This is a genomic window from Megasphaera sp. ASD88 (genome assembly GCF_002287425.1).
Classification (GTDB): Bacteria; Bacillota; Negativicutes; order Veillonellales; family Megasphaeraceae; genus Megasphaera; species Megasphaera stantonii.
Genome location: NZ_NQXW01000014.1, coordinates 17,602 through 33,357, shown reverse-complemented (window position 1 = coordinate 33,357; position 15,756 = coordinate 17,602). Strand labels below are relative to the sequence as shown.

The 15,756-nt window shown below is 55.5% G+C and carries 19 protein-coding genes; 1 reads left to right on the top strand and 18 read right to left on the bottom strand.

Annotated features, from left to right (window positions below; translation table 11 throughout):
- Positions 1-175 precede the first annotated feature (175 nt).
- The 17 genes from hutW to CJ260_RS08105 all read right to left on the bottom strand — a co-directional run bounded on the left by hutW (position 176) and on the right by CJ260_RS08105 (position 12,308).
- Positions 176-1,729, bottom strand: a complete 1,554-nt coding sequence (hutW, locus tag CJ260_RS08185; RefSeq protein WP_095629841.1) for a heme anaerobic degradation radical SAM methyltransferase ChuW/HutW — start codon at positions 1,727-1,729, stop codon at positions 176-178.
- A 13-nt stretch (positions 1,730-1,742) separates the two neighbouring features.
- On the bottom strand, positions 1,743-2,264 hold the full coding sequence (locus CJ260_RS08180; protein ID WP_095629840.1) for a flavodoxin family protein: 522 nt from the start codon (positions 2,262-2,264) through the stop codon (positions 1,743-1,745).
- Positions 2,265-2,366: 102 nt separating this feature from the next.
- Complete coding sequence (locus CJ260_RS13370) at positions 2,367-3,149, bottom strand: energy transducer TonB (RefSeq protein ID WP_095629839.1); 783 nt, start codon at positions 3,147-3,149, stop codon at positions 2,367-2,369.
- A 5-nt stretch (positions 3,150-3,154) separates the two neighbouring features.
- On the bottom strand, positions 3,155-3,559 hold the full coding sequence (locus tag CJ260_RS08170; RefSeq protein WP_087477116.1) for a biopolymer transporter ExbD: 405 nt from the start codon (positions 3,557-3,559) through the stop codon (positions 3,155-3,157).
- A gap of 12 nt (positions 3,560-3,571) precedes the next feature.
- The gene (locus tag CJ260_RS08165) at positions 3,572-4,183 is read right to left on the bottom strand and encodes a MotA/TolQ/ExbB proton channel family protein (protein ID WP_095629838.1); all 612 of its coding nucleotides are present in this window, start codon (positions 4,181-4,183) and stop codon (positions 3,572-3,574) included.
- A 416-nt stretch (positions 4,184-4,599) separates the two neighbouring features.
- Positions 4,600-5,043: a hypothetical protein gene (locus tag CJ260_RS08160; protein ID WP_087477118.1), complete on the bottom strand. Its 444-nt coding sequence runs from the start codon at positions 5,041-5,043 to the stop codon at positions 4,600-4,602.
- On the bottom strand, positions 5,009-5,557 hold the full coding sequence (locus tag CJ260_RS08155) for a hypothetical protein (protein WP_087477119.1): 549 nt from the start codon (positions 5,555-5,557) through the stop codon (positions 5,009-5,011). Before CJ260_RS08155 ends, CJ260_RS08160 begins: the two co-directional genes overlap by 35 nt.
- 9 nt (positions 5,558-5,566) lie before the next feature.
- The gene (locus CJ260_RS08150; protein WP_095629837.1) at positions 5,567-6,337 is read right to left on the bottom strand and encodes a hypothetical protein; all 771 of its coding nucleotides are present in this window, start codon (positions 6,335-6,337) and stop codon (positions 5,567-5,569) included.
- Between the two features lie 13 nt (positions 6,338-6,350).
- Positions 6,351-6,788: a hypothetical protein gene (locus CJ260_RS08145; RefSeq protein WP_087477121.1), complete on the bottom strand. Its 438-nt coding sequence runs from the start codon at positions 6,786-6,788 to the stop codon at positions 6,351-6,353.
- Positions 6,785-7,327: a hypothetical protein gene (locus tag CJ260_RS08140; protein WP_143747686.1), complete on the bottom strand. Its 543-nt coding sequence runs from the start codon at positions 7,325-7,327 to the stop codon at positions 6,785-6,787. The genes CJ260_RS08145 and CJ260_RS08140 overlap by 4 nt, the downstream gene beginning before the upstream one ends.
- Positions 7,278-7,673, bottom strand: a complete 396-nt coding sequence (locus CJ260_RS08135; RefSeq protein WP_095629835.1) for a hypothetical protein — start codon at positions 7,671-7,673, stop codon at positions 7,278-7,280. The genes CJ260_RS08140 and CJ260_RS08135 overlap by 50 nt, the downstream gene beginning before the upstream one ends.
- On the bottom strand, positions 7,621-8,040 hold the full coding sequence (locus tag CJ260_RS08130; protein ID WP_143747685.1) for a type II transport protein: 420 nt from the start codon (positions 8,038-8,040) through the stop codon (positions 7,621-7,623). The genes CJ260_RS08135 and CJ260_RS08130 overlap by 53 nt, the downstream gene beginning before the upstream one ends.
- 31 nt (positions 8,041-8,071) lie before the next feature.
- A complete protein-coding gene (locus CJ260_RS08125) occupies positions 8,072-8,542 on the bottom strand; it encodes a prepilin peptidase (protein ID WP_095629833.1) in 471 nt (156 codons plus the stop codon).
- Between the two features lie 10 nt (positions 8,543-8,552).
- A complete protein-coding gene (locus CJ260_RS08120; protein ID WP_087477126.1) occupies positions 8,553-8,963 on the bottom strand; it encodes a competence type IV pilus major pilin ComGC in 411 nt (136 codons plus the stop codon).
- Positions 8,964-8,986: 23 nt separating this feature from the next.
- Positions 8,987-10,189, bottom strand: coding sequence for a type II secretion system F family protein (locus CJ260_RS08115; RefSeq protein WP_095629832.1), 1,203 nt, complete (start codon positions 10,187-10,189; stop codon positions 8,987-8,989).
- On the bottom strand, positions 10,186-11,151 hold the full coding sequence (locus CJ260_RS08110; protein WP_087477128.1) for a type IV pilus twitching motility protein PilT: 966 nt from the start codon (positions 11,149-11,151) through the stop codon (positions 10,186-10,188). Before CJ260_RS08110 ends, CJ260_RS08115 begins: the two co-directional genes overlap by 4 nt.
- Complete coding sequence (locus tag CJ260_RS08105) at positions 11,142-12,308, bottom strand: GspE/PulE family protein (RefSeq protein WP_095629831.1); 1,167 nt, start codon at positions 12,306-12,308, stop codon at positions 11,142-11,144. Before CJ260_RS08105 ends, CJ260_RS08110 begins: the two co-directional genes overlap by 10 nt.
- 255 nt (positions 12,309-12,563) lie before the next feature.
- Here CJ260_RS08105 and CJ260_RS08100 point away from each other — a divergent pair, with 255 nt between their 5' ends.
- Positions 12,564-15,215 carry a 3'-5' exonuclease gene (locus tag CJ260_RS08100; protein WP_095629830.1) on the top strand — a complete coding sequence of 884 codons (2,652 nt, stop codon included), beginning with the start codon at positions 12,564-12,566 and terminating at the stop codon, positions 15,213-15,215.
- Here CJ260_RS08100 and CJ260_RS08095 read toward each other — a convergent pair.
- On the bottom strand, positions 15,189-15,755 hold the full coding sequence (locus tag CJ260_RS08095) for a chromate transporter (RefSeq protein ID WP_087477131.1): 567 nt from the start codon (positions 15,753-15,755) through the stop codon (positions 15,189-15,191). The two genes, CJ260_RS08100 and CJ260_RS08095, sit on opposite strands and share 27 nt — an antisense overlap.
- Between the last annotated feature and the right edge of the window lies 1 nt (position 15,756).

The window sequence follows — 15,756 nt, the reverse complement described above, 5'->3', positions numbered from 1 at the left end:
CCCTTCTGGATTGTCACGCAGCCAATTTTCCATATCTCCTACTCTTTATTATGAATTTTATGATATAGATTGTCAATATCACACTTGCGTATATGTTATATTTTTCACGCGATTAGATACGGCAAAGACTGCAACAGATCTTCGTTGCAGTCTTTACACAGAGGAGTGCAGCTATCTATGAGTGATTTTTCATTTGCTTCATAATGGCTTGAATCTCATCCTGACTCATATGGCGCATGGCTTCAGCCATTTTTTTCATAGCTTCCACGCTGGGCGTGCCGCTCATAGCTTTCATCCGCTTCATGGCCTCTACCATAGACGCAGTTTTCTTCGAATCTTGCGCAGCTACGCGTTCCATCACCATGGCATTTTTCCCAGTCATGAGGTACTGGATGCATTCCAGCGTCGTCTGCGTGATGTTGACCTGCCAGAACTGACCAGCATCCGTCAGCGTATACATGACGCCGTTATATGTTACAAGACCGCGTGTTTCCCACAGCTTATACAGCCATTCCAGATCTTTCAGCTTGTCGTCAAAGGCGTATATTTTATTTAAATCCATATAGCACATTTCCAGCTGGTTCTGCACCGCATCGACAATCGGCTGCAGCGGCGACTGCTTCATGAGAGCCATAAAGGGCTTTTTGCCTGCTTCGACAAACATTTCATACGGTGCAATGGCCCGGTGAAGCATCGTTGAATAGCCGTCTACGCTGCCTCCGGCGCCGCTGCCGAAGGGGAACATGGACGAACCGGAGCGGGCCAGTGTATTGTACAGGCTCCGCTCACGGTTGCTGCAGCTCCAATGGCAGACATTCAGGCGGCGATACGCCCGCTGTTCCAGATAGGCCTTGGCAAAGGCAAACATGCCGGCCTGGTAATCCGTCGTCGCTGCCGGCGGCAGCGCGCCGCGGGCAATGGCCTTATTCAAATCGCTGCCGTCAAAAACGTTGAGCTGATACAAATCAGCGCCGTCTACGCCGGACTGAATCAGCAGATCCAAATCTTCCTTCCAGACCTGCATGTCCTGACCGGGCAGACCGTAAATGAGGTCGACGACGACAGCACACTGGTTGTAATCGAGAAGGCTCCGCAGATTTTTCAATACCGTTTCTTCATCGTCCAGTCGTCCGACAGAACGGCGGATATCCGTATGAAAGGACTGAACGCCCAAAGACATGCGGTTTACACCATTTGCCAGCCAAACGTCCATCTTTTCCGGTACTAGATCATGAACACGCCCTTCCAAAGTCAGCTCGTAATCGTTGGCCAAGGGCAGGCAGCGGCAAATCGCCTGCAGCAGCCGTCCGGCATTTTTCGGAGACAAGGATGTCGGCGTACCGCCGCCGATAAATACGGCATGAATAAGGCTGTCCTTTAAGCGCGGCAAGTCGGCAGAGGCTTCCAGTTCCTGAATCAGGCAGTCCACATAATGGTCTTCTACGTCCTGATTCGTCCCATTTTGAAAAAATCCGCAGTACAGGCATTTGGTCTTGCAGAACGGAATATGTATATACGCCGTCTGGATGTCCTTTTTAGCCGGTGCAGACGCCATGATGCGCTGCCAAACCTGCTGTGATTCATCAGGCGGGACAACCGTGCCGTGCAGGCCGGCATGAACGACGCGTTTGCGCGGAAACGCGTCCGTCAGCGGGCTGTCCGTTTCCGCGCCGAATTGGAAAATGCGCTGCTCTGGCGGCAGGCTGTGAAATAATTCTTCTAAACTCATAGGAACGTCTCCCTTATTCCGCAGCAAGCTTCTTCATGACATCTGCTGCAAAGGCTTTGGCATTTTCCAAATCAGCAGCATCGGGATGCTTGGCTGCTTCGGCATGAAGGGCGTCCCGTTCCGGCGATTTGCCGTGGGGATGGCCAGCCGGGAACTGCTTGTACATCATTTCAATAAGCTTGGGGTCTACTGCGCCCTGGCAGATAAACGTACCGGCGACATGGACGCCTTCCGGCAGAAAGGCCGCGCCGTTATCCAGGCTCTTCGCCGCATGTTCCGACTTCGGATCGGCTCCTAACGTTGCAAATATAGCGACATGCTTATTCGTCAGCTGTTTCAGCATGTCCTGCGAATCCTTATCTGCCGTACCGCGGTCTACCCAAAATCCGAGGAACACGCAGTCGTAGCGGTCAATATCAGCCGGCACCTCTTTAACGGAAAGGCAAGGCGTCCCTGCCGGCAGGGCTTCGGCAATTGCTTCGGCCACCTTTTTCGTATTTCCTGTACGCGTCGAGTACAAAACGATCGTTTTCATACATACACTCTCCTTTTATGGCATAATTTTTTATAATGGATACGAATCTCGTTTCTTCAGCTCCATATGACCGAAAAAAAACGATCCGATAAACCGGGGGAATTAATTCAAATTAAAGGTAACAGGCACGTTTACCGTTACATCCTGTCCGCTGGCATTCGGATACGGGCAGGCAGCATATACAGCGTTAAGAGCTGCCTTATCCAAAATACTCTGTCCCGATGAGCCGGATACATAGGCATTGACGCAGTTTCCGCTGCTGTCCAGCGTAACCGTAATGGTAACGGAACCAGTCAAACCGCGGCGGACAGCCATAGGCGGATAGGATTTATTGGCGTTGACAGCAGACCAGAATCCATCGGAATCAAACGGCGATGAACCGGTCCCTTCTGCGCCGCTGTAACCGCTGCCCTGACCGTCGCCGGCGCCTTCTCCATAACCCTGGCCATCGCCTGTCCCGTCTCCGACGCCTGAGCCAGTACCCGTACCGCTGCCAGCTCCCGCACTGCTGCCGACACCCCCTCCGCCAGCAGCAGACGAACTGGCGGCAGCCGGAGCGGGCTGACTGCTGGGAGCCGGTTCCGGCACGGCATCTGACAACTGCGTATGAGGCATAACAGCCGATTGGCTGGCATCTATTTGCGCCACACGCTCGGCTACGGCTGTTTCAGACAGCTTTTCCGGAAACAGTTCGCCGCCGCTGCCGCCGCCGGCATGCCCGCTTCCAGCACTAGACAGTTCGCTGGTGTCTAAATCTATGACATACATCTGCTGTTGTTCTTGCTGCATCACAGCTCCGGCAAGAAACATAGCCGCCGCGCCTACGACGAGCAGATGGACTACTGCCGAGCTGGCATAAGCTCGTATCCATGAAATTTCCCGCATAGGCGTCATCCCTTCTGTTCTGCAGCGATGGCCAGACGCTTAACACCAGCAGATTTCAACATATCCATGACAGCGACTACCTGACCATGAGCCGTACGGCGGTCGGCTTGCAGAATCACAGCGGCGTTGGCATTTTCTGCCATGTGTCGCTTCATCCGTTCCGATGCTTCGTCAAAGCTGACAGGACGATTATCCATCGTAATATGCCCTTCCGCATCAACCGTCAGGATAATGGGCATCTGCACAGGCGCCGACGCGCTCTGAGCCTGAGGGAGCTGGACGGACAAGGCCTTCTGCGCTACGGTCTGCAGGCTGTTCATCATAAAAAACACAAGCAGGAAAAAGATAATATCAATCATCGGAATGATCATAAAAGCCGGTTTCTTTTTCATCCTGACATTCGTAAACATCAGCCTTACCTCCTACCTTGCATTTCTGGCGTTCACTACAGTAAGGCACAGCTTTTCCGTATCCGTCACAATGGTGTCCAGCTGATGGTCGAAGTAGGTATATACGCAGAAAGCAATGATCGCCACACACAACCCCGATGCCGTCGCAATAAGAGCCTCACCGACACCGCCGGTAATCGCCGTGGCACCAGCGCCGCTGTCTAAAACGCTGAACGTACTGATCATGCCCGTTACTGTGCCGAGAAGCCCGAGAAGCGGCGCAATCGTGACGATAGCGCTGAGGTAATCGAGGTAGCGGCGAAAGGCGATGGATTCAATCGTCATCTGTTCATTGAAAGCATCTTTCATGGCTTTTTCATCATCCTTATGCCGGAGGCCGCTGGCAATAATGCGGCTGATAGCCGTAGGGAATTTCCGGCAGAAATTTTCCGCCGTATCCCATTGCTGATCACGAATAGCATGATCAACACCAGTAAAAAACTTTTTCGAATCCCGACGATTGGCCCGGTAATAGTAAAACCGTTCAATCGCAATGGCTACCGTAAAAATAGATAAGGCCAGCAGCGGATACATAACCAGGCCGCCGCTGTGAAATAAATGCAGAAAATACGCGAATCCTTCCATTTGTTACACTCCTTAATGATTCATAGTTACTAACTTATATAAATGCGATGATGCCTTGATACACTTTGCCGCTTACAAATCTTATATGCATAACGCGGCGGCAGAAACGAAAATAACCCATAACCCCAGAGTGCACGCTACGCTTTCCCATGTACCTTTTTCAGCACTTTTCATGTTTTTTTGCGCCACTGTTATCCATCTCCTTTACTGATCATTTTTAAGATATTGATTATTGTATTCATATAATAAAATGCACGTATATGATACCAAGGATATGAAAAAAAATCTACTCCAATCAGACATAAAAATAGCCCGATTAGACCAAACGACAATAATAATTATTAAAAAATACTCCTCATCCAGACAAATATCAAATATATTAGTCTGCGTGAGGAGTATGTCTCTAAAATATATATTTAAATTTTTATGACAGCCAATACGGCGTCGCCGCATCGTTCCATACGTTCTAAAGAAACGGAGAATAAGGGGCCTTCTCGTTCCATTTGATTGAAAAAATGAATGTAGCTCCCGTAAGCCCCGCTTAATTCTACATGATATCGGCTTTTTTCCTGCGGTGATGCATAAAACGAAAGTACTTGTAAGCCGCACGCATCGGCCTGGCGCTGTACGATGTCCAGTACGTCTTCATCGGCCCCCTGCCATTTCCTGATAATGTCTTCCCGGTCTTTCCACTCCGCTGCTGTCACTTCATAGGAACAAATGCGGCCATTGACTGCCTTCCACGCTTGCCATTGCCGGTACCAGTAGGCGCAATGGACGAAGGACAGCAAAAGCAGTACCAGAAGGATATACCAAAGGAATTGTTTATGCCTTTTGTCGTGAAGTATCCTGCTCATCATTCGCCCATTCCACCTCCAGCAGAAACGCCGTTTCCGCCGTCTGTCCTGCCTGCTTCATGCGGCTGGCCGAAACCGAACGTACAGAAGGCTGGCGACGCAGGGCGTCCTGCCATTTTCTCTCGGTGCCGACTTCATTTGCCATACCAGATATTGACAACACATGGCGGCGCATTTCGATTTTTTCTACAAATGCGCCTTCCGGCTTGGTATCGGCAAGGCACACGAGAATTTCCGGCCAATGAAGCCGATTTCGTTGGTCTTCGTCGTGCCGCTCTTTCAACTCGTGCAGCTTTCGTTCCCACTCATTTTGCTGCACAATACGTTTCTGAATAGGAAAAGCCTGATCCGTAAACCGTTCTTGTTCCCAAATCGTCCGCATCTGAAAGATCGCACCGGCTGCGCCGACGGCCAGAGTCACGACGACCAGCAGCGCAGCAAGCTTTTTACTCAACCGCAGCGCCAACAAGGACCATGACGAAGGGCGCTGCTCCTGAGGGATTAAATTGAATTCCATACGCTGCTCCTAATACGCTGCCAGTACGGCAGCCGGATATATTAATTCCCACCGATCCATATCTCGCTTCACAGACTCCGACACCGGCGGAATAGACCACATTCCTTTCTCTTCGTCGTACCACACCCCATGATGCATCTGTTCCTGCGCTTCTTGCCAAAGCCGGCCTTCTTCCGGCAGCGCCGAAGTGCAGGCATAGGATAAGGGAACTCCCGACTTCAGCTGAACCACATGAATCAGCGCCGGTTCGCACAGATATAAAATGCCAGTCCCGGACGGACAGAGGCGTCCTGCCGCCGCCGGAAGAACGTCAATTCTCCTGACGCAGCAATTCCCGGACCGCATCGTCTGAATCATATCTGTTACCATATCGTAAGGATAGGCGGCGCTCATCCAGCCGTACAGGCCTCCCTCAGGCGGTTCTGCAGTTCGGGCTAAATCAAAGGCGTACGCCGTGCTGCCGTCGCCAATCGCCTCATCCCATACGACCATGCTTCGCGCCTCTTCCTTCCGTTTCGTCGCCAGCTTCAGCTCTTTCCACAGCAAAGACGGGCCGCTGAGCAGAAGATACACCGTATAATCCTGCAATCCATATACAGCAATAATATCTCTCAGGCACTTCTTTATTTTCTCAGGCCATGTGAGCCAGTCGGCAGGACAATCATAAAGGCAGAGCTGCCGGCTCCGGACGCCGCCGTACCAGCTCGTTTCCGTTTTCAGAACATATATGTGCCGCTGCGACAGCCATATGTGGGCCCGATATCCTTGGACTATACTCATTCATTTGCCCTCCTTAATACACAATTTGCCGGACAGCGAAAGAGGCGCTGCCGTCGTCGCCTTTCTGCACCCGGAACTGCAGGGCGCAGGTTCGCTTCAAAAGGGTATGATCCGACACGGCCGACGCGCGCAGCACGCCGTTGAACGGCAGAGAATATGGCGATGCAACGCACTGGATTTCTATGCGCTGTCCTCCTTCGGCAATCCCCCATACATCGTTAAAAGCCCACGTCCGCCGTTCCGGCACATCCTGCCACCGCCGGCTGCGCAAGTCGCGCCAGCTCACCAGCAGGGCGCTTTCCGAAGCATAGGATAACTGAACGGCTTCTTCGTATTGACGGGCAGACCGGACGTATTGGGCAGATAAATGCGCAGCCGACGCAGCCAGCAGCAGCGCCGCCGTTCCCAGCGCCAAGATGCAGAACGTCATATACCCGTTTTTTCGTCTCATGCCGCATCCTCCCATTGGCAAGGCAGCGGCGTAACGGTCAGCACGCAGGGCCAGGATTGTCCCGTATAGGCGTCGTACAGCTCAATATAAACGTGTATTTTTTCTCCATCGGCGGAAAAATAGGGCCTGTCACCCTGAGAACGCACGCTGATGCGGTCTTCCCGCAGCCCGGCGTTTACCGAACCCGTCAGAGGCTGTTCGCTGCCGTTGCTCAGCAAACGATATACCCGTCCGTTTTTGACAGAAAATCCTGTCAGCCCGTTTTGTTCGTCGCGGCACCGTACCGTCTTAGGCGATACCTCGATATTCCGGGCAAAACGCAGTACGCCGAATATCGTTTCTTCCATCACCATGCCCTGTCGGGATAGTTCTTCCCAGCTTTCGCCGTAGCGGCAGTTTGCCGCCGTCTGCACCAGCATCGGCAGAAGCGCCGTCATGACGATAGCTGCGACGGCCAGTGCCGCGACGAGTTCGGTCAGCACGAACCCATTAGCTTTCTTCCGATTCCGCCAGGCGGATAAAAACGTGAACGCCTCCATCAGGGTCCTGCACCTCCACTCTGTATCGAATATACAGGCCGTCTACATTCTCAGCCTGGCTGCGCAGCGTATACGTGCCGCGCGGCCCCGTCACCTCTTTCTGCAAAGAAAAATTCCTGTCTTCTCCGCGCAGTTCTTCCATCTCCGACCGCCCTGCAGCAGCAGCTCCGATAATATGGCGGGCCTGCCGGTAAGCCGAAACGGCCTGGGCCGTCAGCATCAACGCCGGCGTAAAGAGGAGAATTCCGATAACAGACGCCGTCACGGCATCGGCCAGCAGAAATCCGTTTTTCTTATTCGATGCGGATACGGCCGGTCTGAGCGGCCACGATGATTTTCTTTTCATAAGGCTGTGCGCCGGAACTGGCGACAGTAAGCTCCATATCGCTCTGCGGTCTTCCTTTGCCATCAAACGTAAAGTCCTTTCGTCCGTTTTTTCCGGTAGGAATCGTAATCCCCTTCGGATATATCCTCGTTTTATGGACAGTATACCGCTGCATGATGACATATTTGTCTTTTCGCAGCGACAACGTCCATCCGTCCATATCGGCCATCCCGTTCGTCAGGGAATGCTGGCGCATGCGCTGCAGGTCGACGGCGATTTCCCGCGTCATGGCGTCTACGGCATAACGGTGGGAATCCCAGGTCATCTTAGGCATCGCCAACGTAAAAAATAACCCCAGCAATCCGAGCAGTACGATGTATTCCGTCAACAGATAGCCGTTTTCGCACCGCTGGCATGCCTTAGCCAGCCATCCAGACCATAAGTTCTTCTCCTGCCGCAAAGGCTATCCACCATCCTATCCACAAAAACGGGCCGAAGGGAATGCAGTTCTTTCGGGCATAGAGCCGCCACGCAGCCGCCCCAATCAAAGCGGACAGGAACGCGGCCGTCGTCATAATATAGGCCGTCGAGCCGCTGCAGCCCAGGCACAGGGCCGCCGCCAGCTTGACGTCGCCGCTGCCGATGCCCTGCGGATACAGAAAGTACAGCAGGGCAAAGGACAAGGCAAACCCGATGCTGACTGCACTGCAGGGAGCTACGAGGCCGCCTGCTACGGCGGCCCCGTTTGCCAACGCCGCAACGCATACAATCCCATCGGGAATCCAATACCAGGATATATCCGTATAGATGACGACAATCGTGCATAAGGCCATGACCGCCAGCCATATTCCGTATCCCCAGCTCAAAGCGGCAGCCATATCGCCGGTCATATCTCAGTCATCAGCCGCTCTCCGCAGCTGTCGTCCGATGGCTGGCCGCCGAATCATAGGTCACGCCGTCAAATACGCCGGATACGACGCCTTCGCTGTTAATGCTGTACTCCGTTCCGTCCGGCAATGTCGGCTTGGACTGGAGATAGGCTTTGCCGGAGCTTCCTTTCTTTACCAGGTCATCGACGGAGTCGGGATACGCGCCGGTTTCGACTTCATACAGCGCCGCCGCGTTGCTGATCGTGTGCAAGTCGGCTTCAATCTTGGCAATTTTCGCCGTTTTCCCGGCTGACGTAAACTTCGGCACGGCTACGGTAGCTAAAATCAAAATGATGCTGACAACCACCAGCATTTCCAGCAGAGAAAACCCGTTTTTTCTCCGTCGGGACGGAGATAACCATAAACGAATGCGAATGAACATATACACAACTCTCCTTTCATTTCTTACGGTACCATGCCTGCCGCCATATCCAGCAGCGGCAACATACATGAGATGACAAGTGTTCCTATAACAGCGCCGACGCCAAGGAGCATCAAAGGCCCTGCCAAACGCTGTACGACGGACAGACGCGACTGGATGCGCCACTGGTAATACTCGGAAACAGCCTGCAGGGCATCTTCATACCGCCCCGTCGTTTCCCCGACTAAAAGCATCGTCTCGATATACGGCGTGCCGAATTGGCCTAATCGCACGGCCTGGCTGAAGGAGCTGCCGTTTTCCAACCGCCGCGCCGCCTGATTTACGGCCCGACGAAACCAATCGACGGGCACGACGGCAGCTCCATCGTCCAAGGCGTCCAGCAAGGGAATGCCGCAGCGTATCTGCACGGCCAGTATTTGGCTGAACCGCTGCCAGCAAAAAATCACGCACAGACGCCGCAATGCCGAAAGGGAAAACAGCTTGTCTTCTGCATATCGCCGCACACCGGGACGGCGCAGCAAAAGGAGCAGCGACGCAATACCCGCAACAGCTCCTGCGGCCAGCGCAGCGCCGTAAAACTGCAGTATATGCGCCCCGGCCAGCATATACGCCGTCATCGCCGGCAGCGGCATCTGCATCTGGTTAAACATAGCTTCAAACACCGGCAGGATAAACGCGACGATGCCGACTGTCATAGCCGTCGTACAGAGCAGGAGAAACAGCGGATACGATAAGGCGTCCATCAGAAAACGGCGCTGCTTATCTGCCTGCTCGTAATATTGGCCCAGAAGATACAGCATCTGCTCCAAATTGCCGGCCCGCTCGCCGGCACTGACAATGCGGCAGACCAGCGAAGGAAATAACCCGGTCTGCCCTAAAGCTTCCGACACGGCCATTCCTTTTTCCATATAGTCGACGGCCAGCTTCATAGCCTGACGCTGCTTTTTGCTCGTCACGTCGTGCAATAAAAGCCGGCAGGCCTGCACAAAGGGAATGCCGGCCCGGGTCATCGCGCCCAGCTGGTAAAACAAGAGAGACAAGGTCTTATAGGAAAAAGGGCGGAGGCGGAATACAAAATCCAAAAGGGGCGTCGTTTCTTCCATCGCCATGATTTGCCAGGAACGACGCCGAGCCATGGCGCGAACCGCTTCCGAGCTGGGAGCCGTCAGCTTGTATGTCATTTTCCGTCCGTGCATGTCGGTGCATGTCACAACAAATCGTTTCATATCAGATTCCGCCTATGCCGCTGCAGCGCTTGTTCCATCGTCCGCATCCCCAGGGCCGCGCCGGTCTGCATAACTGTCGCCAGCTGATGCTCCCTGCCGCTGCGGATGAGTTGAGCGACGGCCGGCGTATGCAGCAAGATCTCCCTGGCAATATAAGCGCCGTCAGCTCCATCGCGCCGGCGCTGAGCCAAGATTCCCTGCAGTACCATAGCCAGGCGGCAGCGCATCTCTTCCTGTTCCGCGCCGGCATAGGCTCCGGCCATGCGGCTGACGGCCTGCGCTGCCGAGCGGGTATGAAGGGTAGCGAAGACGAGATGCCCCGTTTCCGCCGCCGTCAATGCCGCATCCATGGTCTCCCTGTCGCGCATTTCGCCGACAAGCAGTATATCCGGGTCCTGGCGCAGCGCTTCCCGTACCCCTTCGGCAAAGGACTGGAAGTGAATCCCATATTCCCGCTGGCTGATAAGGGCCAGCTCCCCCGGCACGACATATTCAATGGGATCTTCCAGCGTAATGATGTGGCAGCGGCGGTTGGCATTCGCCCAGCACAGTATTCGCCATAAGGCTGTCGTCTTGCCGCTCCCCGTCGGCCCGCATACCAGCACGAGGCCGTCGTCCAGTCCGCTCAGCCGCCGCAGCAATAGTTCGTCACCGTCAGGCGGCAGCGTATCGAGGGGATACAGTATCCGCACGACGACGTGAACGCCGGCTTGCTCGCGGCTGCCATGAAGGCGGCAGCGGACGCGCCCGTCCCAGGAAAATGCCGTCGACACATAGGGCCGTCCGTCAAAGGGCTGGCCTAAGGCCTGCAGCCACGCGGAAATATCTTCACCTCCTACACGATGATTTCCCCAGGGAAATAGCTCTGCCCCCAGGCGCAGCAAAGGCAGCCGGCCTTCCTGCAAGTGAATGTCCGATGCTTGCGATTGGACGGCGGCGGCGAGTACAGCAGCTATGTCCATACTTCGTCTCCTACATTGTACACGCGGCCGATTTCCTCCGCGTCGGTCCAGCCCTCGGCTAAGGCCCGCTGCACCAGGGATTTCGTAAATATGGCACCATCCAGGGCCGCAGCCCCTGCGATATCAGAAGCGCTTCCGTTTTTTCGGATACGGGCTTTGACGTGTTCTCCTATAGGCAGCACCTCGCACAAGCAGAACCGGCCGTCATACCCGCTGTGAAAGCAGTGTCCGCATCCTTGATGCACAAAGGCCGACGGGCTGCCGGGCTGTTCCTGCCTGCGGCATCGGCTGCACAAGCGGCGGGCCAGGCGCTGTGACGTAATGCCGATGAGGGCGTCGGCAACTAAATACGGTGCGATGCCCATGTCGATTAATCGTATCGGCGCCTCCGCCGCGCTGGCCGCATGGAGGGTGCTGAATACGAGGTGCCCCGTCAAGGCCGCACGGATGGCGATGCGGGCCGTCTCGACGTCGCGGATTTCGCCGATGACCAGGATATCCGGATCCTGACGCAGCAGAGCCCGCAGGCCGTTGTGAAATTCCAATCCGCTTTTTACATGGATCTGGCTTTGGCAGACGCCTTCCAATTTATACTCCACTGGATCTTCCAGCGTAGCGATGCTCACTTCCGGCCGGTGCAGCTCCTGCAGGGCGGCGTATAAGGTCGTCGTCTTGCCGCTGCCCGTCGCGCCGCTGTACAAAAACAGCCCGCTGCTCCGCTTCGTCAGCTGCCGCAGCAACGCCGCCACATCGTCGCCAAGGCCCAGGCAGTCCAGATTCAGCGTTACCTGGCCGGCGTCCAGCAATCGGATGACCGTCTTTTCGCCGCGAATCGTCGGCATCGTACTGACGCGCATGTCGATGGGACGGCGTCCATCGGGCCAGACGAATCGCCCGTCCTGCGGCAGGCGCTTGTTGGCAATATCCAGGCTGGCCAAAATCTTGATGCGCGCCGTCACCGCGTCGAGTCGTTCCGCCGGCAACTCTCCTACGGACATCAGCACGCCGTCGCGGCGCAGGCGGATACGAACGGCCCGGTCCATCGGCTCGATGTGAATGTCGCTGGCGCCGGAATCGGCGGCGTAAACCAGCAGTTCCGATACGATTTCATGGGCCGTGCCGCGAAAGGCCGGCCGGGACGGCCTCGTATATTCCATGATGCTCCTCCTTTCTCGTCGGGGTTACACCGTCATCATACCACGTCCCGGAGCGGCCTCTGAAAAATTTAATCTACCTTTAATGTGCAAACTGCCGATTTTAATGCATCTCTCAGAATCGCTTCATGTACGGCTCATAATAGACGCCGGCTGACTGGTATTGACGGAAATTGACGGAGCAGCCAAATTTTTAAAGCCTCTCTTTTTATGGTATGATTAGCATAGTATTTTCACAGAACGAAAGGAGTCCCGCCTATGGATGAGGCTATCCTGCATGGCTTAAACGCCGAACAGCGCGCCGTCGTCGCCGATTTGGATCATCATATATTGTTAAACGCGCCGGCCGGCACGGGAAAAACCAACGTGCTGGCCCGCCGCGTCGCCGCTATCGTCGAGTCGGGACGAGCCGAAGGAACTCAGATTCTCTGCCTGACCTTTACGAACCGGGCCTGCAAAGAATTGAAACATCGAATTTTTTCTACGGCACACGAAAAAGGCCTCGACGTCGTCGTCAAGACCATTCACGGTTTCTGCTACTCTCTCATCAAGGAAGAAAGCAAGGCCGGCTCCGACGTATGCAGCGATTTTCTCGTCTACGACGACGAGGACTGCAAAAACATCGTCGCCAGCCTGCCCCTTTCTCTCGATGTATCTGCCCGGGGGAGGATGCAGAATATACAAAATTTCATAGAAGCGTCAAAAAAATACTGCGCCCTCCATGACTGCCAAAGCGGCGACGTACTGGCCGACTTTGCCGCCGGCGCTGCGGCAGTCTGCCGGGACGACGGGCGTCTCCGCTCATTCTGCACGAATTATACGGACAACGTTGACGCCGAGCTGGAGCAGTGGCTGGCAACAAACGGCGTCAGCCTCATGGAGCAGTACGCCGCGGCGTTGTCGGCCAACCATGCCCTGGACTTTGAAGATCTCATCGTCCGGGCCTCTCTCCTGCTGCGGCAGGACGACGTATGCCGACGCTGGCAAAACCGCTTCGCCTACATCGCCATCGACGAAATGCAGGATACGAGCGACATCGAATACGACCTCATTTCCCGCCTGTTTCCGGGGCGTATCATCCTCCTCTGCGGCGATTATTTCCAGACCATTTACGAATGGCGCGGCTCTCACCCCGACGCCATCCTGCGCCGCTTCACTGCGGACTACCATCCCGTCCGCATTACCTTTACGATAAATTACCGGGCTACGGAAACGCTGCTCCAGGCGTCGTCAGACTGTCTGGCCAACCTGTTCGGCCCGTCTGTCGCCTCTTTTTATCCCGCGCCCGGCACAGCTGCCGGCCATGAACAGGGCGAACCCATCGTCGCCGTGGAAACGGCCCATTTCATGGAAGAAGCGCGCTGGATATTCCGTCAAATCGCCGCATTGCCGCCGCAGGAACGGACTAGAGCCTGCATCATGACCCGGACGAATCGCTGCAATAAGGTCATCTGGAACGGCGTCCGCTCGCACAATGAGGGACTGCCGCCGGAACAGCGCCTGCCCTTTACGATGATCGACCAGTTTCAGTTGTTTAAACGGCAGGAATGCAAGGACGTCACGGCCTTTCTGCGCCTGACGATGAACAAGCACGACGCCCTGAGCCTGAAGCGCATCCTCCTGCGCTTTGCCGAACGCGTCGGCCGCCGCACCATCGACACCATCGAGAGCCCGTCGTACCGCCGCCTGGGTCTGGGGCTGTGCGACTTCATCGACGGCGACGCCCTAGCCTTCGGCGATCCCTTCGGCCTGCTGCTGACGGCGTTGGAAAAAGGCAATGTCGTCGTCTTCGACGTAGAGAGCACCGGCACGGACACGACGCGGGACGACATCATTCAGATTGCCGCGATCCGCCTGAACGAGCGCTGCGAAATCGCCGGGAAATTCAACGCCTACGTCCGGCCCAGCCGCAGCGTCGGCGATTCGTACTATATCCACCATATCAGCGACGAACTGCTCCGCCGCGAAGGCCGCGACCCCAAGGAAGCCCTCGCCGACTTTCTCCGGTTTGCCGACGGCGCCGTCATCGTCGGTCACAACGTGTCCTACGACCTGCGCATCCTGCGCAGCGAGCTGCGACGCCTGTCCATGGACAGCCCCGACGACATCGCCTATTACGATACGTTGGATATATTCCGCCGCTTTTATCCCAACCTGCCCAATCACAAGCTCAGCTATTTGAGCAACCGTTTCACGCCGGACACCCAGTCGAGCCACGACGCCTTCGACGACATCGTCGCCACGGCGGCCATCCTGCGCTACGCCCTGGACGAGCACATCCGTCCCTATACGGCCCAGCGTCGGTCCTGCATGGCCATTTATGCCTCGTTGTTTAAACCGGTAAGCGAAAAACTCCACGAACTGCGGCAGCTGTCGTACACGCAGCGCCCCTGCGAGCTCATCGCCGCCGTCATGCTCCGCTGCGGCGTAAAAGACTACTATGAAGGGCGGCAGAGCCGCACAGAACAAGAAGAACACATCGACCGCATGGAAAATATCCGCAAGCTGTACAGCCTGGCTAAGGAAACGGACACCCCCGGCCAGGACCCGCGCGACGCCCTGACGGAATTTCTCCAGCTCACGGCCCTGTCCAACAGCGAATTAGACAGCCTGCTGGAAAAAAAGCCCCAAATCCCGATTATTACAGTACATCAGGCTAAGGGGCTGGAGTTCGATTATGTATTTTTAGCGTGCCTTCAGGACGGCGTCTTTCCCTTGTCCCGCACTGCCGATGACAGCCGCGAGCTCGACGAGGAAAAGCGGCTGTTTTACGTCGCCATGACGCGAGCCAGGAAACGGCTGTTCCTAAGCTGGCACCGCCGCGAAGGAAAGCACGTCTACGGGCCAAGCCGGTTTATCGCCGCCATTCCCGGCCAGTATCTGTTACAGGAGGCCGGCCAGGCCAAATAAGAGGCCCAGGACGCCGGAACCGAGAAGCACTTTGATGACGCCGAATTTCCGGCGGATGGCCGCCAAGGCCAGCAGCAGGATAACCAACGCGCTGACTTTAAAGTCGGCAAAATCATGGGGAATCGCTTCGGCGTTCCACAAGGCCAGCAGAATAAAGCTCAGGCTGGCCGCGCAGATGAGGGCTACGACAGCCGGACGCAGGCCGTTCAGGATGCCGCGGACCGGGCCGATGTCACCGTATTTTAAGAAAATGCGGGCAAAGGCGATGCCGATGAAAAAGGACGGCGTGACAAAGCCGACGGACGCGCAGATAGCGCCGCCTAACCCGGCAATGCGCGTGCCGGCGAAGGTCGCTGCATTGAGGCCGATAGCGCCGGGCATCATCTGGGACAAGGTGAAAATATCGACGAATTCGCTCATGGTCATCCAATGATACGTATCGACGACGCAGTGCTGAATGAGGGGCATAGACGCGTAGCCGCCGCCGACGCAGAACAGGCCGACCTTGCAGAATTCAATAAACAGTATAGCGTATATCATA